This window comes from Micromonospora eburnea (genome assembly GCF_900090225.1).
In the GTDB taxonomy this organism is placed as follows: domain Bacteria; phylum Actinomycetota; class Actinomycetes; order Mycobacteriales; family Micromonosporaceae; genus Micromonospora; species Micromonospora eburnea.
The window spans coordinates 3,864,128-3,883,436 of sequence record NZ_FMHY01000002.1; the positions used below are offsets into that span (position 1 = coordinate 3,864,128).

Here is a 19,309-nt window from a genome sequence, read left to right on the forward strand (position 1 = left end):
CCGTTCATGCCCGCGCCCGACGAGCGGCCGCCTGTTGACGTCGACTCAGGGACTGCCGGCGGCTCTCGGCCCGATCCCGGGCATCGGCCAGCAGGTCGTCGCCGCCGCCGGACCGGTTGAGGTGACCGGCCAGCGCGCCGACGGTGGGGAACTGGAACAGCTCGACCAGCGCCACGTCCCGACCAACCGCCGCGACGAGCCGGAGACGCACCTCGGCCATCAGCAGCGAGTGGCCGCCCAGTTCGAAGAAGTTGTCGTCCACCCCGACCCGGTCCACGCCGAGCAGCTCCCGCCAGATCCCGGCGACAATCCGCTCCAGCTCGCCACGCGGGGCCACGTACGGGCTGCGCAGCTCCGGGCGGGCCAGGTCCGGCTCGGGCAGCGCCCGCCGGTCGACCTTGCCGTTCGGGGTGAGCGGCAGGGCCGGCAGGGTGGTGAAGACCGACGGCACCATGTACTCGGGCAGCCGTTCCTTGAGCCGCGCGATCAGCTCACCGGCGCCCGGCACGGCCGGCCCGACCAGGTACGCCACCAGCCGGGTGTCCCCGGCGTGCGTCCGGGGCACCACGACCGCCTCGGCGACCCCGGTGCAGCTGGTCAGCGCCGCCTCGATCTCGCCCAGTTCGATCCGGAAACCGCGCAGCTTCACCTGGTGGTCGAGGCGGCCGAGATACTCGATCGCCCCGTCGGCGCGGATCCGGCCCAGGTCGCCCGTCTTGTAGAGCCGGGCCGGCGGCCGGTCGGCGTCGTGGTCCCCGCCGGGGCCGGTGCCGGCGGGACCGGTGGCGTACGGGTCGGTCACGAACCGCTCGGCGGTCAGCTCGGGGCGGTTCAGGTAGCCGAGCGCCACGTTGACCCCGCCGATGTGCAGCTCGCCGGGAACACCCACCGGGACCGGCTCCAGGAACCGGTCCAGGACGTACACCTGGGTGTTGGCGATCGGACGCCCGATGGGCACCGGCCTCGGGTCGTCGCGCCGGCAGGCCCAGGAGGTGACGTCGACGGCCGCCTCGGTCGGGCCGTACAGGTTGTGCAGTTCGGCGTCTGACACGGCGAAGAACCGGTCCTGCAACTCGCGGGGCAGTGCCTCGCCGCTGCAGATCACCCGACGCAGGCTGGTGCAGTCCGCCACGTCCGGCTCCCGCAGGAACGCCTGGAGCATGGAGGGGACGAAGTGCAGGGTGGTGATCTGCTCGGCCTGGATCGTCTCGACCAGGTAGCGGCCGTCGCGGTGCCCGTCAGGGCGGGCCACCACCAGGGTCGCGCCGGTCATCAGCGGCCAGAAGAACTCCCAGACCGAGACGTCGAACGAGTACGGCGTCTTCTGCAGCACCCGCTCGCCGGGGCCGAGGCCGTACGCGTCCTGCATCCAGAGCAGCCGGTTGCGGATGCCGGCGAAGGTGTTCGGCACGCCCTTGGGCTGGCCGGTGGAGCCCGAGGTGTAGATGACGTACGCGACGTCCGCGCCGCGGACCGGGGTACCCGGGTCGTCGTAGGCGTCGCCCGGGTCCTCGGTGAGCAGTTCGTCGGCGTACCACAGCGGCCCGTCCCAGGAGAGTTTCTCGGCCAGCGGCCGCTGGGTGAGCACCACTGCCGGGTCGGCGTCGTCGAGCATCAGCGCCACCCGGCCGGCCGGCAGTCCCGGGTCGACCGGGACGTACGCGCCACCGGCCTGCCAGATCGCCAGCAGGCTGACCACCAACTCGACCGACCGCTCCTGCACCAGGCCGACCAGCGCGCCGGGGCCGACCCCGGCGGTACGCAGCCGCCGGGCCAGCCCGTTGGCCAGGCGCAGCAGCTCGCCGTAGCTGACCGTCCGGTCCGCGTGGCGCAGCGCCGGCAGCTCCGGCGTCCGGCGGGCCCGCGCCACGATCTGCTCGTGCACCCAGCCCGCGTCGGGCCACTGCCGGCCCTCGCCCCGGCACAGGTCCAGCACCGCGCGCCGCTCGTCGGCGTCCAGCAGCGGCAGCTCGTCGACCGGGGTCTCCGGCCGCTCGACGACCAGTTCGATCACCCGCCGGAAGTGGCCGGCCAGCCGGGCCATCGTCGCGGCCTCGAAGAGGTCCCGGTCGTACTCGAACCAGCCGCTCAGCCCGCCCGCGTTGTTGAAGAACTGCAGCTCCAGGTCGAAGCGGGCACCCTGGGCGCGCAGCGGCAGCCGCTCGAACTCCACGCCGGCCAGGGCGAGGGTGGGCAGCGGGTCGCTCTGGTACGACAGCCCCACCTGGAAGATCGGCGGCCGGCTCAGGTCCCGGGCCGGCTTCAGCTCCTCGACCACCTTCTCGAACGGCACCCGTTGGTGGGCGTAGCAGCCGAGGCAGGCGTCCCGAACCCGGCCCAGCAGCTCGGTGAAGCTGGGGTTGCCGGCGAGGTCGGCCCGGACCGGCAGGGTGTTGACGAAGAACCCGATCAACGGCTCGACCTCGGCCCGGTCCCGGTTGGCCAGCGGCACACCGACCACCACGTCGTCCTGCCCGCTGTAGCGGTGCAGCAGCACACCGAAGGCGGCCAGCAGCGCCATGTACGTGGTGGCGCCGTGCCGCTTGCCGAGCGCGCCCAGCGCGGTGAGCACCGGTTCCGGCAGCTCGAACGGGTGGGAGGCGCCCCGGAAGCCCTGCACCGCCGGCCGGGGCCGGTCCGTCGGCAGGTCGAGCACGGCCGGCGCGCCGGCCAGGTGCTCCCGCCAGTAGGCGAGGTCCGCCGACAGGTCCTCCCGGCGCAGCCAATCCTGCTGCCAGGCGGCGTAGTCGCCGTACTGGACGGCCAGCTCGGGCAGCGCCGGCTGCGCGCCGGCGACCAGGGCGGCGTACCGGGTGGAGAGTTCGCCGAGCAGCACCCCGACCGACCAGCCGTCGGAGACGAGGTGGTGCATCGCCACCCCGAGCACGCAGTCGTCCGGGCCGAGCCGCAGCAGGGCCAACCGGAGCAGCGGACCGGTGCTGATGTCGAACGGTTCGCGCAGCTCGGCGAGGATCCGTTCCGCCAGCTCGTCTCCGTCCAGTGCCGTGCCGCGCAGATCCGTCTCGGGCAGCGGGACGTCGAGGCCGGCGCGGACCACCTGCACCGGGCGGCCGTCCCGCAGCTCGAACGTGGTCCGCAGCGACTCGTGCCGGTGCACCACCCCGTTGACGGCCTGGCGTAGCAGTGCGGTGTCCAGCGGGCCGCGGATACGCACCGCCGCCGGGATCAGGTACGCCGGGTTCCCGGGCTTGAGCTGTTCCAGGAACCAGATGCCCTGCTGCATGACGGAGATCGGGAAGACGTTCTCCGCCCGGGCGGGCTGCGCCTGCCCCCGTTCCCGCAGCATCTTCTCGAACAGCGCCCGCTTCTCCGGCGAGAGCGAGGCGAGCCGTGCGTCGAGGTCGGTCATCACCCCTCCTTCCCCAGCGCGGCCTGTGCCTGCTGGTCGGAGAGACCCTCCAGCTCGGCGAGCAGCTCCAGGGCGACGTCCTCGAAGCGCTCGACCCGGTGGATGCCCGCCGTGTCGGCGGTCCCGTCGTCCTCGCCGGCCGGCAGGCCGCTGATGATCTGGTCGGTGAGGGTGCGCAGGGTGGCGCCCTCCAGGAAGACCGCGATGGAGAGGGCGACGCCGAGCTGGCGCTCGATCTCGTTCTTCAGCTCCACCGCCATGAGCGAGTCCAGGCCCAGATCGAACAGTGGTTGGTCCCGGCCGACCGCCTCCGGCCCGGAGCCGAGGGTGGCCGCGACGCTGAGCACCAGCTGCCCGATGAGGGTCTCGGCACGCCGGTCGGCCGGCAGGGCCAGCAGTTGCGCCCGGCTGGGCAGCAGGCTGGTCCGGGCCCGGCGCCGGGCCGGTCGGGCCGGGCCGTCGCCGCGCAGCAGCGGAGCGAGCAGCGCCGAGCCGGACACCTCCTGGTAGCGGCGGCCCCACTCGGCCCAGTCCACCGGGACCACGGCGATCTGCGCGTCGTCGTGGTGCAGCAGCCGGTGGAAGACCCGCAGCGCCTGGCCGGGCTGGAGGGTGCCCATGCCCTTGCTGAGCCCGGGGTTGGCCTCGGCGCCCCGGTTCGCCAGACCGACCCCGCCCCAGATGCCCCAGTTGACGCTGAGGCCGGGCAGTCCGGCGGCGCGGCGCCGCGCCGCCAGGGCGTCGAGGAAGGCGTTGGCGGCGGCGTACCCGGCCACGAACGGCGAGCTGAGCAGCGAACTGGTCGAGGAGAAGAGGACGAAGAAGTCCAGTTCCCGATCGGCGAAGAGCCGGTGCAGCACCCAGGCGCCGACCGCCTTGGGCAGCAGCGGCCGTTCCAGGTCGGCCCGGGTCAGCTCCAGCAGCGGCGCGACCTCACCGGTGCCGGCCGCGTGGATGACGCCCCGGATCGCCGGCCAGCCCTCCCGGTCGTAGCGGGCCAGCAGGGCCCGCATGGCCGCCTCGTCGGCGACGTCGGCAGACTCCAGGTGGACGCTGGCGCCGAGCGCCTCCAGCTCCCGTACCGCGGCGACCCGCCGCGCCGTCGGGCCGTCGGCGGGCAGGTCGGCCCACTCGGCGCGGGGCGGGATCGCGGTCCGGCCGAGCAGCACCAGCCGGCGGGCGCCGGCGCGCACCATCGACCGGGCCACCTCCAGGCCCAGGCCGCCGAGACCGCCGGTGATCAGGTAGCTGGCGTCCGGCCGCCACGGCCCCTCGCCGGCGCCGACCTCGGGTACCGCCTGGCGGACGAGCCGGGCCACGTAGCGCTGGTCGCCGTGCAGCGCGATCTGGTCCTCGGCGTCCCGCCGGGTCAGCTCGTCGACCAGCCGTTCGGCCAGCGTGGCCGGCGTCTGGAGCGGGTCGAGGTCGATCAGGCCGCCCCAGAGGGCGGAGTGTTCCTGTTGCAGCGACCGGCCCAGACCCCACAGGGTCGACTGGGCGACGTCGAGCGACACGGGGCCGCCGGCGGTGCCGTTGACGCCGGTGGGCCCCACCGCGCCCCGGGTGACCAGCCAGAGCCGGACCGACTCCGGGCCCTGCGCCCGGGCCAGGGCCTGTGCGGCGTACACCGCGCTCAGGCCGCCCCGCTCGTGGGCCCGCAGCAGCGCGGCGGCGTCGGCGGTCCCGTCGGCGTCGGCTCCGTCGAGGCTCCACAGGTGCAGCACCTGCAGGTCGGCGCCGTCGAGCCGCAGCTCGTCGAGGAGCCGGCCGAGGTCCGCCGGGCCGTCGATGCGGACCTCGGCCTCGGCGCCGCCGCCGAAGCGGTACGCCGCACCCGGCACCACCCGGACCGCCCGCTCACCCCGGGCAGCCACCGCGTCGGCGAACCCGGCGCCGATCCCGGCCGCGTCGGCCAGCACCAGCCAGGTCCGGGCCGGTGCCGACGCCGCGTCACCGGTCGGTGCGGAAGCCTCGGCCGGCTGCCAGTCGAGCCGGTAGAGCAGGTCGTCGTCGGCGTACTCGTCGGCGGGATCGTCGGTGCCGCCGGCGGCGGTGGCCGGCGCGGCGTAGCGGTCCCGGTCCGGGCGACGCCGCTCCTGCCAGCAGTGCGTCTTCTCGAACGGGTACGTCGGCAGCGGCACCCGCGCGCGGCGATAGTCCCGGTCGAAGCCCGACCAGTCCAGGTCCACCCCGGCGGCGTAGAGCCGGGCCACCGTGTTGAGCAGCACCGCCCAGTCGTCGTGCTTGGGCCGCAGGCTCGGCACCAGCAGGGCGTCCCCCGCCGGCAGGTTGTCGCTGATCATGCCGAGCAGGGTCGGCGCGGGCCCCATCTCGACGAAGGTCCGGTAGCCCAGCTCGCGGAGGGTGTCGATACTGGCCGCGAAGCGCACCGGCTGCCGGGCGTGCCGGCACCAGTAGTCGGCGTCCGGGGCGGTGTCCCACGGCCACAGCTCGCCGGTCAGGTTGGCGACCAGCGGAATCCGCGGCGGGGTGAACGACACCGAGTCGGCGGCCTTACGCAGGCCGGGCAGGATCGGCTCGATCAGCGGCGAGTGCGACGACGTGGTGATATGCAGCTGCTTGGTCTTCACCTCGCGCCGGTCGAACTCGGCGCGGATCTCGGCCAGCGCCTCCCGCTCCCCCGAGATGGAGGTGGTCCCGGGCCCGTTCACCGCCGCGATGGAGACCCGGTCGGCGTACGGGGCGAGCACCTCGGCGACCTCGGCCTCGGGGGCGAAGACGGCGACCATCGCCCCGTTCTCGGCCAGCTCCCACATCAGCCGGCCGCGCTCGACGACCAGCCGCAGCCCGTCCTCCAGGCTCATCATGCCGGCCACGCAGGCGGCCACGTACTCGCCGAAGCTGTGCCCGAGCACCGCCACCGGCTCCACGCCCCAGGAGCGCCAAAGCTGGGCCATCGCGTACTGCACGGCGAAGAGCGCCGGCTGCGAGTAGGTGGTCCGGTAGACCAGGTCGGACTCCGGGTCGGCCGGATAGATCACGTCCAGCAGCGGCACCTCCAGCAGCGGCCGCAGAATCCCGTCGCAGCGGTCGATGACCTGCCGGAAGGTGGGCTGGGTCTCGTACAGGGTGCGGGCCATGCCGACCCGCTGCGGCCCCTGGCCGGTGAAGAGGAACACCACCTCGTTGCCGCCGGCCGCGCCGACCACCGGAAGGTCGCCGGGGAGCCCGTCGACGAAGTCGGCGAGCTGGTCGGCGACCTCCTGGCGGGAGCCGACGGCGGCCAGCCGGTGTGTGAAGTGGGCCCGGCCGGTGCCCGCCGAGTAGCAGATGTCGGCCAGCGGGGTGGCCGGGTCGGCCGCCAGGCGCTCCTGGTAGCGCCGGGCCAGCTCCAGCAGGCCGTTCGGGGTCTTCGCGGACAGCGGCAGCACCGACCGGGGGCGCTCCGGCTCGGACCTTTCGGGCGCGGCCGGCGGCTCCGGCGCGGCCTGGACGATCAGGTGCGCGTTGGTGCCGCTGAAGCCGAAGCTGCTCACCCCGGCGATCGGCCGCTCGGCCACCGCCGGCCACTCGCTGAGCGCCGTCGGTACGGCGAACGTGGTGCCGGCGAAGGAGATGTGCGGGTTCAGCCCGGTGAAGTGCACGTTCGGCGGGATCGCGCCCCGGTGCAGGGCGAGCACCACCTTGATCAGCCCGGCGATGCCGGAGGCCGCCTCGGCGTGCCCGATGTTGGTCTTCGAGGAGCCCAGGTAGACCGGGGCACCCTCCTCCCGGCCGTAGACCTCGGCCAGCGCCTCGACCTCGATCGGGTCACCGAGGGTGGTGCCGGTGCCGTGCGCCTCGATGTAGGACACCTGCTCGGGGGCCACCTCGCTGGCCTCCAGCGCGCGGCGCAGCACGTCCCGCTGGGCCACCCCGTTCGGGGCGGTCACGCCGGAACTGCGTCCGTCCTGGTTGACCGCGCCGCCCCGGATCACCGCGAGTACCCGGTCGCCGTCGCGTACCGCGTCGGAGAGCCGCTTGAGCACGATGATGCCGCAGCCCTCGCTGCGGACGTAGCCGTTGGCCCGGACGTCGAAGGTCTTGCACCGGCCGTCCGGCGCGACCATCCCCGGGAACTGGGAGAAGGCCACGCTGGGCAGCGGGGAGAGCACCACGTTGACCCCGCCGCCGAGGGCCAGGTCGCACTCGCCGGCGCGCAGGCTCTGCACCGCCATGTGCACCGACACCAGCGACGAGGAGCAGGCGGTGTCCACCGCCACGCTCGGGCCGCGGAAGTCGAAGACGTACGAGATCCGCCCGGTCACCACGCTGTGCGCGGTGCCGGTGCTGGCGTACGCGGTGATGTCCTCCAGGCCGGGGAAGTTCTCGGTGGCGAAGTCGTTGCTGCACACCCCGAGGAACACCCCGGTACGGCTGCCGGCGAGCCCGGTCGGCGCGTGCCCGGCGTTCTCCAGCGCCTCCCAGGAAACCTCCAGGGCGAGCCGCTGCTGCGGGTCCATGGCCAGCGCCTCGCGGCGGGAGATGCCGAAGAACTCGTAGTCGAACTGGTCGACCCGGTCCAGGAAGCCGCCCCAACGGGTGCGCATCTTGCCGGGCTGCTGCGGCTCGGCGTCGTAGTAGTCGTCGACCGGCCAGCGGTCGGCCGGGATCTCGTCGACCGCGTCCACCCCGTCCCGCAGGATCCGCCAGTAGCTCTCCGCGTCGACCGCGCCGCCGGGGAAGCGCAGCCCCAGGCCGACGACGGCCACCGGCTCGGTACGGGTGCGCTCGTACTCGGCGAGTTGCCGCTGCATCCGCTCCATCTGTAGATAGGCGCGCTTGAGGGTGGAGGTCGGCGGCTGCGCCTGCTGGCCAGTGGTCATCCCTGACGCCTTTCATCGATCTGGGTGAGCTTGGCCAGCAGGAGCGCCTCGACGTCGTCGTCGGAGAGCCGCTCCAGCTCCGTGGCCAGGTCGTCGTCCGGGGTGGCACCCACCTCGGCGGGTGAACGGCTCCCGGCGGCCGATTCGGTGGTGGTGCTCGCCGGGCCGGCCGCCGCTGCCGGGAGGGCGTCGGCGGCGGGTTCGGCCGCCAGCGGGATGTCCATCCGCTCGGCGAGGAACGGAACCAGCGCGTCGATCGTGGGGAAGCGCCACGCGATGGTGGCGGAGAGTTCGACGTCCAGGGACGCCTCCAGCCGCTTCCGCAGCTCAAGCGACATCAGCGAGTCGAACCCCATGCTGGCCAGCGGCGCGGTGACGTCGACCCGGGCGACGTCGAGCTTGAGCACCCGGGCCACCTCCCCGGCGACGTGCTGGGTCAGCAGGTTGCGCCGGCGGCGACCCGGTTCGACGCCGAGCAGCCGCTGGCGTACCTCACCGGAGCGCTGCCGGTCCGCGGCGGCCGGCGTGCCGTCCGCCGCGACCAGGTCCGCCAGGAGCGGCGGCACCAGCCCGCTGGCGGCCGCCGCGCGGAGCCGGTCCCGGTCGAGGGGCAGTACGGCGGCCTGAGCGGCCGGGGTACGCAGCAACCGATCCAGTGCCTCGATGCCGTCGCTCGGGTCGATGCTGACGATGCCTTGCCCGGCGAGCTGGCCGCCGCGGTCCGGGCGGGCCGCCAGACCCGCCTCCGACCAGGGACCCCAGTTGACGCTCAGGGCGGCCCGCCCCTGGGCCCGGCGCAGCCGCGCGAGGGTGTCCAGGAAGGCGTTCGCGCTGGCGTAGTTCGCCTGGCCCGGGGAGCCGAGCAGCGCGGCGGCCGACGAGAAGAGGACGAAGAAGTCCAGGTCCTTGTCGAGGGTGGCCCGGTGCAGGTGCCAGGCGCCGTCCACCTTGGGCGTCGCGACCGCGCGGAACCGGGCCCGGTCGAGCTGGACCATCAGCCCGTCGTCGAGCACACCGGCGGAGTGCACGATGCCGGCCAGCGGCGGCAGGTCCCGGTCGATCCCGGCCAGCACGGCGGCGACCTCGTCGTGGCGGCCGATGTCGGCGTGCCGGACCTGGACGTCGACGCCGCGTCCACGCAGCTCGTCGAGGACCCGCGTGGCCGCCGCCGAGGGCTCGCTGCGGCCGAGCAGCACCAGGTGCCGGGCGCCCCGGTCGGCCAGCCAGCGCGCGGTTTGCAGGCCGAGGGCGCCGAGGCCACCGGTGATCAGGTACGTGGCCACCGGCCGGACCGGGACCTCCCCCGGCGGTAGGACCATCTCCCGCACGTCCGGCCGCAGCACGATCTTGCCGGTATGCCGGGCCTGCGCCATGTGGCCGAACGCCTGAGCGGCGTCGGAGTAGCCGAAGGTGGTGACCGGCAGGGCCGAGAACTCGCCGCTGGCGAAGCCGCGCAGCACCTCGGCGAAGAGGCGCGCGATCAGCTTCGGCTGCTCGGCGAAGGCGCGTTCCAGGTCGACGGCGAGGAACGACCGGTTGTGCCGGAGCAGCTCCAGGCCGAGGTGGCTGTTGGCGTAGATGTCCTGCTTGCCGATCTCGACGAACCGGCCGTTCGGGGCGAGCAGGCGGAGGCTGCGGGTCAGCGCCTCGCCGGTGAGCGAGTTGAGCACGACGTCCACGCCCCGGCCGTCGGTCAGCGCCAGCACCTCGTCGGCGAAGCGCAGCGACCGGGAGTCCATGACGTGCTTGACCCCGAGGCGGCGCAGCAGTTCCCGCTTCTCCTCACTGCCGGCGGTGGCCAGCACCTCGGCCCCGTTACGGCGGGCCACCTGGAGGGCGGCCAGCCCGACGCCACCGGTAGCCGAGTGGATCAGAACGGTGTCCCCCTCGCCGAGGTGGCCCAGGTACTCCAGGCCGTAGACCACGGTGAGGAAGGCGATGGGGGTCGCGGCGGCCTGCTCGTCGGTGAGTCCGTCCGGGATGCGGGCGACCAGCTCGGCCGGGGTGGTGGCGTACGCGGCCATGCTGGACGGGGCGACCGCCATCACCCGGTCGCCGACCCGGTGGCTGGTGACGCCCGCGCCGACCGCGGTGACCCGGCCGGCGCACTCGCCGCCGAGCGGCACGATGCCCGGGGGTACGCCGGGGCAGATCTCCATCGCCTTGAGGACGTCGTTGAAGTTGAGCCCGGCGGCGGTGACCTCGATCTGCACCTGGCCGGGACCGGGCGGGGTCCGTTCCCAGAGCACCGGGGTCAGGCTGCCCAGGTGCCCGCGCAGGGACAGGAGACGGTAGTTGCCGTCGGCGGCGGTCGGGTCGAACGGGTGCGGCCGCAGGTCGGCGTCGGTCGGGGCGGGGGCCCGCCAGGGGGCCAGCCGGGGCGTGTACCGGCGGCCGGCCCGGAGCGCGACCTGTTGCCCGCCGGCCCGGTGCAGCAGCTCGTCGGCGAGGCCGGCGCTGGTGGGCGCCTCGGCCGCCGGGTCGAGGTCGACGACGGTGGGGCGCAACTCGCCGTGTTCCAGGGTGACCACCCGGGCCAGCCCCCAGAGACCGGCCTGGGCCAGCGCCGGGGTGCCGGGTTCGGCGGCCACCACCTGCGCGCCCCGGGTGACCAGCACCAGCCGGGGCGACCGGCCGGCGACCCCGGTGAGGGCCTGGACCAGGTGTAGGACGGCGACCGGGCCGAGCAGTTCGATCCGGTCGAGTTCGGCGTCCCGCCCGCCGGCCGGGGCGTCCCCGTCCGTCGGGCCGACGCCGGTGGCCGGGCCGGCGACGGCCGGCTGTTCGGTGAGGGTCGCGTCGAGGCTCCACGCGTGCACCACTCCGGCGCACGGTTCGGGGCGGGCCGCGCGCAGCTCGGCGAGGAGGGTGACGAAGTCCTCCGGGCGTGCGGGGTCGATCTCGTACCGGTCCGGGGCCGCCTGCCGGTAGGTGTCGCCGGGGGCGACGGTCACCGTGGCCACCCCCCGGCCGGCCAACTCGGCGCGGAGTTCGGCGCCGACCGGGTCGGCGTCGGCGAGCAGCAGCCACCAGCCGGTGGCTGCGGTCTCCTCCGGTGGGTCGGCCGTCTCCTGCCAGTCGAGTTCCAGGAGGGACTCGGCGACCCGGTCGACGGTGCCGGCGCCGGCCAGCCGTTGGAGCCGGATCCCGGTGATCTCCCCCGCGGGTGCGCCGGCCGCGTCGTAGAGCACGACCCGGGCTCCGCTGATCTCGGGCGCCCCGGCGCTCGCCCCGTCGACCGTCGCGTGCGCCCACCTGGGGACCACCCGCTCGGCGGCGAGCCGGAAGCGGTCCACCCCGACCGGCAGGTATGTCCCGGCGTCGGTGCCGTCGCCGCCGGAGGTGAGGGCCGCCGCCAGCACCTGCAGGCAACTGTCCAGCAGGGCCGGGTGGATCAGGTACGGGTCGCGGTCGCCGGTCAGCTCGACCGGGTCACGCAGTTCGGCGAGCGCCTCGTGCCCGTCCCACCAGATCGAGCCGACGCCCTGGAAGGCGGGGCCGTAGCGGAGCCCGGAGCGGTCCAGCCGGGCGTAGTGCTCGGCGCGGTCCAGCGGCTGCGCGCAGCGGGCGCGTACCGTGCTCAACGGCTCGACGGCCGGGTCCGGCCGGTCGGCCGCGCCGCTGCCGTACCGGCCGTGGGCCACCTCGTGCCAAATCCCGTCCGGTTGGGCCGGGCCGCGGCTGTAGATCCGAAGCGCGCCGCCGGTGCCGGTCTCCGGCAGCAGGACGAGCTGGAGGGTGTCCTCCTCGGCCAGTTCGTCGACGACGGTGACCCGGGTCAGTTCGATCCGCTCGACGACGGCCGCCGGGTCGTCCAGCAGCCGCCGGGTGGCCGACAGCGCGGCGTCCAGCAGCAGGCTGGCCGGCAGGACCGGGGTGTCCTCGACCACGTGGTCGCGCAGGTAGCCGAAGCCGGCCAGGTCGAGCCGGGCACTGAAGTGGTGTCCGCCCGGCTCGGCGGCGGAGCGGACGTACGTCTCCAGCACCGGGTGTCCCCGGTGGCCGGTACGACGCGGTCGCGGGTACTCGTCGGTGATCCAGTGCCGCTCCCGCTGCCACGGGTACGCCGGCAGGGCGACCATCGGCACGTCCGTTCCGTGGACGCGACGCCAGTCGACCGGGTAGCCGGCTGTGTAGAGGCGGCCCAGCTCGCCGAGGATGGTGGCGTGACCGGGCTCGTCACGCCGCAGCGAGCCGACGACGACGCCCTCGCGCTGCTGGCGGGCGATCCGCTCGGTGACCGGGTCGCCGAGCATGGCGTGCGGGGAAATCTCCACGAAGATGTCGTGCCCGGCGTCCACCAGGCCGGTGACGGCGGTGTCGAAGAGGACCGGTTGCCGCAGGTTGGTGGCCCAGTACCCGGCGTCCAGCGCGGTGCCCTCGATCGGCGTGGCGCTGACCGTGGAGATGATCGCCACGGCGGCCGGGCGGGGGGTGAGCCCCTCCAGCAGCGCACCGAGTTCGGCGCGTAGCGGCTCCATCTGCGGGCTGTGCGAGGCGTAGTCGACCGATTCGAGCAGCCGGCAGAAGATCCCCTCGGACTGGAGGGCCTCGGCGAGGGCGGCAAGCGCCGTACCGTCCCCGGAGAGCACGGTGGACTCCGGGCCGTTGCTGGCGGCGACCGAGACGGCGCCCGGTTGGCGCTCGGCCAGCAGTCGCTCGGTCCGGTCCAGCGGGAGCCCGACCACCGCCATCCGGCCGTTGCCGATGGCGGCCCGGATGACCCGGCCGCGCTGCCAGGCGACCCGCATCGCGTCGGCGACCGTCAGCGCGCCGGCGACCTGGGCCGCGGCCACCTCGCCGACGGAGTGCCCGACCACGGCGGCCGGCTCCACGCCCCACGAGCGCCACAGCGCGGCGAGGGCGATCTGCACGGCGGTCAGCGTCGGCTGGGCCACCGCCGGGTCGTTGAGCAGCTGTTCGTCGGCCTGGGCGGTGACCACGTCGAGCAGGGACCAGTCGACGTACTGCCGCAGCGCCCGGGCGCACTGCTCCAGGGTGTCCCGGAAGGCCGGTACGGCGAGCAGGTCGCCGGTGAGCGGCCACCAGCGCGGGCCCTGGCCGGAGAACATGAAGACCGGCTTCGGGTGCCGGCCGATCCGCCGGCCGCCCCAGGAGAGGCCGGCCCGTTCCTCGTCCACGGCGTACGCGGCGAGCGCCTCCCGCAGTTGGTCGGGCGAGTCGCCGACGCAGGCCAGCCGCTGTTCGTGGTGGCTGCGGCGGGTGGCCGCGGCGGCGCAGACGGCGGCGAGATCGGCGTGGGCGTCGGGCGCGGCCAGCCGGTCGGCGTAGCGGGCGGCCAGCTCGCGCAGCGCCTCCGGGGTACGCGCCGAGATGGCCAGCAGCCGGGCCGCACCCTGGTCGGCCGGCGCCCCGGCGGGCACCCGACCGTTGGCGCTGGACCGGCCGTCGGCGTCGGTCCGGCCGTTGCTGCCGGACCGGTCGTTGGTGAGCGGGCCACCGGTCGCCGCCGTCGGGTCGGGCGTGCGGGCGGCGTCGGCGGTCCGGGGCGGCTCGCCGAGGACCAGGTGGGCGTTGGTGCCGCCGAAGCCGAAGCTGCTGACCCCGGCCACGGCCGGGGCGTCCGGGGCTGGCCACGGTTGGCGCCGGTCGGCGACCCGCAGGGCGAGCTGCGCGAACGGGATGTGCGGGTTGGGCGTCTCGTAGTGCAGGCTCGGCGGGATCTCCCGGTGCCGCAGGACCAGCGCGGTCTTGATCAGACCGGCGATGCCGGCGGCGGCCTCCAGGTGCCCGAGGTTGGACTTGACCGAGCCGACGAGCAGCGGCCGTCGCGGGTCGCGGTCGGCGCAGGCCACCGCGGCCAGCGCCTTGGCCTCGATCGGGTCACCGAGCAGGGTGCCGGTGCCGTGCGCCTCGACGTACCCGACCTGCTCCGGCGGCACGCCGGCCCGCTCGTACGCGCTGCGCAGCACCGCCTCCTGAGCGTGCGGGTTCGGCGCCATCAGCCCGTTGGTCCGGCCGTCCTGATTGACCGCTCCGCCGAGGATCACCCCGTAGATCGGATCGTGGTCGCGGACCGCCTGGGACAGCGGCTTGAGGACGACCACGCCAGCGCCCTCGGCCCGCACGTAGCCGTCGGCGCGGGCGTCGAAGGTCTTGCAGCGCCCGTCGCCGGCCATCGCGCCGGCCTTGCTGAAGTTGATCGCCAGCGCGGGTGAGAGGACGACGTTGACCCCGCCGGCGACGGCGAGCGTGCAGTCGCCCCGGGCCAGGCTGGCCACCGCCTGATGGACCGCGACCAGTGAGGAGGAGCAGGCGGTGTCGACCGCGAGGCTCGGGCCGCGCAGGTCGAACAGGTACGACAGGCGGTTCGCCGCGATGCTGAACGCGTTGCCGGTGCCGGTGTAGGCGTCCACCCGGTCCAGGTCCTGGAAGGTCAACTGCCCGTAGTCGTTGGTCGCGACCCCGATGAACACGCCGGTGGCGGAGCCGGCAAGCTCCTCGGCGACCACGCCGGCGTCCTCCAGCGCCTCCCAGGTGACCTCGGCGAGGAGCCGTTGCTGCGGGTCCATCCGGGCGGCCTCGTGGGCGGAGATGCCGAAGAAGTGCGGGTCGAACTGGTCGATCCGGTCCAGGAAGCCGCCCCACCGGGTGGTGGTGCGTCCCGGTACCGCAGGGTCGTCGGTGTGCAGTTCCTCGACGTCCCACCGGTCGGCGGGCACCTCGCGGATCGCGTCGCGGCCCTCGGTCAGCAGTCGCCAGAAGCTCTCCGGGCCGTCCACCCCACCCGGGAACCGGCAGCCGATGCCGATGATGGCGACGGGTTCGGGCTGGCCGTCCGTACCCCCGTCACCGGCCGGGTCGACCGCGCCGTGCCCCCCGGTGGTGGCCGATGCCGCGGCGGATCCGTTGCCGGTGGCCGGTGCCGCGCCGGATCCGCCGGCGGTGGCCGGCTCGGCGGCGGCGCCGGCCGGAGCGCCCGTGCCGGGGTCGGCGGTCGCGCTCACGCCGGCACCGCCGGTGGTGGTCGCGGCCGGGATGGCGACGGACGCCGGGGCGCTGAGGAACCCGGCGAGCGCGTCGATCGTGGGGTACTCCCAGATCAGCGTCGAGGACAGTTCCCGGCCGAGCCAACCCTCCAGCTCGCCGACCAGCCCGACCAGTTCGACCGACTGGAGGCCGTAGGTGGCGATCGGCCGGGTCGGGTCGACCGCCTTCGGGCTGACCTTCAGCCGGGTGGCGAGCGTCTCGATGAGACGCTGTTCGACCTCGACCCGACCGGGCGGGACGGGGGGCGGCGGGGCGGCGGTCTCCGCGGTCGCCGGGCCGGCGCCGGTGGTGACGCGCTCCGGGGCGGCGGCGCTCCAGCTCGCCAGGACCTCCAGGCGACCCGTGAGGTACGACTGCCGGGCGGCGTGCCGCTGGAGCTTGCCGCTGGACGTCTTCGGGATGCTCCCCTGCTTGATCAGGACCACGTCGTACGCCTGGAGGCCGTGTTCCTGGGAGACGGCGCCCCGGATCGCGGCGATCACCCGCTCGGCTTCGAGCTGGCTCCGGTTCCCGCCGACCTCCTGGATGACGACGAGCTGCTCCTCGCCGTCGACCTCCACGGAGCAGGCCACCCCGCAGCCGGGCCGCAGCTTCGGGTCGCTCTGCTCGACGGTGAACTCGATGTCGCTGGGGTAGTGGTTCTTGCCGGCCACGATGATCAGGTCCTTGTGCCGGCCGGTCACGAAGAGTTCCCCGCGCTCGTCGACGAAGCCGAGGTCGCCGGTACGGAGGAACGGCCCGGCACCGGTGCCGGCGATCCGGGCCCGGAAGATCTGCTCGCTCTCCTCGGGGCGCCGCCAGTAGCCCTGGGCGACGCTCGGGCCGCCGAACCAGATCTCGCCGACCTGCCCGGCCGGGAGCTGCTCGCCGGTTCCGGGGTCGACGACGGCCAGTTCGTGGCCGGCGGCGACCGGTCCGCAGCTGACCAGGGTCCGGCTCTCGTCGTCGGGGCCGGCGTCGACCGCCCGGTTGCCGGCGAGGTCGGCGGCGCGTACGCGGCGGATGTCGGGCTCGGCGCCCTCAAGTCCGCCGGAGACGAAGAGGGTCGCCTCGGCCAGCCCGTAGCAGGGGTAGAAGGCGCTGCGCCGGAACCCGGCGGGGGCGAACGCCTCCGCGAACCGGTCGATGGTCTCGGCCCGGACCGGCTCGGCCCCGCTGAACGCCAGCCGCCAGCTGCTCAGGTCCAGCGCGGCCCGCTGCTCCGGGGTCGTCTTCGCCACGCAGAGCTCGTAGCCGAAGTTGGGGCTGCCGCTGAGCGTGCCGCCGTACTTCGAGATCGCCTGCAACCACCGCAGGGGCCGCTTGAGGAACGACGTCGGGGACATGAACGTCGCGGGGAATCCGGCGTAGAGGGGTTGCAGCATGGCGCCGATCAGCCCCATGTCGTGGTACGGCGGCAGCCAGCTGACCATCCGGGTGTTCTCGACGTCGGTGACGAAGCGCTGATTGGTCACCTCGAGGTTGGCCAGCAGGTTGCGGTGGCTGAGCACCACGCCCTTCGGCCGGCCGGTGGAGCCGGAGGTGTACTGGAGGAAGGCGATGTCGTCGCCGTCGAGGTCGGGCTCTCGCCAGTGGTCGGCGACCGCCGAATCGATCCGGTCGACCGGCGCCCAGATCAGCGCGCCCAGAGCCGGTGCCAGCGCGGTGATCTCGCTGGCCATCGCGGTGATCTCCGCGGGGGCCAGCACGATGGCGGGTCGCGCGTCCTCGATCACGCCGACCAGCCGGGGCAGGGTCCGCTTGAGCAGCACCGGGTTCGGGGGATACACCGGTACGGCGATCACCCGGGCGTAGAGGCAGCCCAGGAAGGAGGCGAGATAGTCCAGGCCCGGGGGGCACACGATGAGCGCGCGGTCGCCCTCGTTCACCCGCTCCCGCAGGGTGGCCGCGATGGCCCGCGCCCGCCGGTCCATGTCGGCGTTCGAGATGACCAGTTCGTCATCCTCACCGTCGACCAGGAACCGATACGTCGATGCCTCCGGGCGGCCTAGGAGAACAGCCCGAAACTGGTCTACAAGTGTGCGTGGCTTTCGGGAGCGGCCGGCGAACCCGGCCAGTCGCCCCACCGGGCCAACCTGGCTCTCATGTGCATTGTCTCGCCCTGGGACCGACATGCTCACAATCCGGTTCCTTCTGACGTCTGCTCCACGGATCAGCGGGGGCCCGGGCGGGCGAAGACGTGCTCAACAAACCCACCCGACAAGGCCACAAAAAACCGCGGCACACGGCCGCGACGCGATTTGCATTCACCCCCGCTGATGACCTTTTCGATCGCGACGCCAGCATGGCAGCGCCACCAGTCCAATGTCAACTATTGCTGTCCTACGCCAGTGAAACCCCTTGTGAACAGCAGCTTCACGCCACCCCTAGGCACTGCTACGGGCACCCCTACTCGCCATTCGACGGACCCCTATCCAACATCGGATAGGCTCCACTAAGTAGTACGCCAGGCGGTCCACCGCCGGGTGCGGAACCGCCGCAGAATGACCACCCCCGCCACATTCCCGGCCGCACCACGACGCGGTCGGCAATTATGGGAATTCGGAATGAAATATGGCTCGACGGCACGCCGTACCGGAGGACGGTCCGCAACCGCATCGTCCGAGGAGAATGGTGGAAGCGTTCCCATCGGCAGAAACAGCAGGCCAGCCCTCGTGCCAACTACTGCCAGGCGGACGGGCGCGGGAACCCGGGTCGACGTGACGACAGCGGCGCATCACCGACACGAACCCACGAGGATGCCGAGAAAAGCGAAGGCTTCACTAGGTCGGGGTGCCGTCGGCCGGGTCGGATACCGTACCCGCGGCGCGGGCCACCCGCCCGGGTCGTCGAACGATGGGAGATTCGAATGCGCCTGCACGTCGGGTGCGCGATGTGGACGCACAGGTCCTGGCAGGGCCGCTTTCTGGCGCATCCGCTGCCGGCCCACGAGCGGCTGCGCGCCTACGCCGAATGGTGCACCGCGGTCGAGGGGAACACCACCTTCTACGCGACCCCGGCCCGGGAGACGGTGACGTCGTGGGCGCAGCAGACCGGCCCAGGTTTCCGGTTCGTGCTCAAGCTGCCGAAGGTCGTCACGCACGATCGCCGCCTCACCGGCGCCGACGAGGAGCTTCGGGCCTTCCTGAGCGCGGTCGAGCCCCTCGGGCCACGGGCGCACGCACTCTGGATCCAGTTGCCAGGCTCTTTCGGCCCCACCGACGTACCCGCGCTCGCCCGCTTCCTGCGCGGGCTGCCCGCCGCCCACCGGTACGCGGTGGAGGTCCGCCACCCCGCGTTCTTCGACGATCCCGGTGCCACGCGGACGCTGGAGGAGGCGCTCGTCAGGGTCGACGCGGAGTGGATCCCGTTCGACACCACCGCGTTCTTCCGCACCCCACCCACCAGCGACGCGGAACGGGAGGCGTGGACCAGGAAGCCGCGTACGCCGCTGCGCACCCGTGCGCTGACGGAGCGGCCGATCGTCCGGTACCTGGGCCGGGACGACCCCGAGCGGACGGTCGAGGGGTGGCAACCGTGGCTCGACGTGGTGACCGGCTGGCTGCGCGAGGGCCGTTCGCCGACCGTCTTCGTACACACCCCGGACAACGCCGACGCGCCCGACCTCGCCCGCCGGTTCCACGACGAGGTCCGGGCCCGCCTGCCCGAGGTCGAGCCACTGCCCGAGCCGACGCCGGTCGGGCCGCCGATGCTGTTCTGAGGCCCGGTGCGGCGGCTCACCGCCCGCGCACCGGGCCTCAGCCGGCTATCGGGCCGTGCAGGTGGGGGTCCGAGCAAGGCACCGGCGCCCGTCAACACCCTTCCGGAAACTTCCGACCGTCTCACCGATGGTCGCTTGGCAGTCGCAAGTGGTCGCCGCGATCGGCCGCGCGGCCCGACTGCCGGTCGCGGCGCTGGGCGAGGGCGTTCCGCCTGCCGCCACCGGAAAACGCGAACCGTGCGGGGACGCCGGACGGCGCGAGGCAGCCACATCGGCGACCGGCAGTGTTGCCGAGAATTTCGAGACCAGGGCCCGGCCGACAGGCAACGCGCGAGGCGGCAGAGCCGTGGTCTACCGAAGGCCGGACACCCCGTTAGCCGCACCGGGAGCGGATCACCTGGG

General features: G+C 73.9%; 4 protein-coding genes. 1 reads left to right on the plus strand and 3 read right to left on the minus strand.

Annotation, left to right across the window (positions count from 1 at the left end):
- Nucleotides 1–4: 4 nt before the first annotated feature.
- The 3 genes from GA0070604_RS17425 to GA0070604_RS17435 are packed head-to-tail and all read right to left on the minus strand — an operon-like array spanning nucleotide 5 to nucleotide 17,321.
- Entirely contained in the window at nucleotides 5–3,370 is a 3,366-nt protein-coding gene (locus GA0070604_RS17425) for a non-ribosomal peptide synthetase (protein WP_091119037.1), read from the minus strand.
- Nucleotides 3,370–8,196, minus strand: coding sequence for a type I polyketide synthase (locus GA0070604_RS17430; protein ID WP_091119042.1), 4,827 nt, complete (start codon nucleotides 8,194–8,196; stop codon nucleotides 3,370–3,372). Before GA0070604_RS17430 ends, GA0070604_RS17425 begins: the two co-directional genes overlap by 1 nt.
- Nucleotides 8,193–17,321: a type I polyketide synthase gene (locus tag GA0070604_RS17435; protein ID WP_091119045.1), complete on the minus strand. Its 9,129-nt coding sequence runs from the start codon at nucleotides 17,319–17,321 to the stop codon at nucleotides 8,193–8,195. The genes GA0070604_RS17430 and GA0070604_RS17435 overlap by 4 nt, the downstream gene beginning before the upstream one ends.
- A gap of 758 nt (nucleotides 17,322–18,079) precedes the next feature.
- Between GA0070604_RS17435 and GA0070604_RS17440 the strand changes: the two genes are divergently transcribed.
- Entirely contained in the window at nucleotides 18,080–18,907 is an 828-nt protein-coding gene (locus GA0070604_RS17440) for a DUF72 domain-containing protein (protein ID WP_208602302.1), read from the plus strand.
- Nucleotides 18,908–19,309 lie beyond the last annotated feature (402 nt).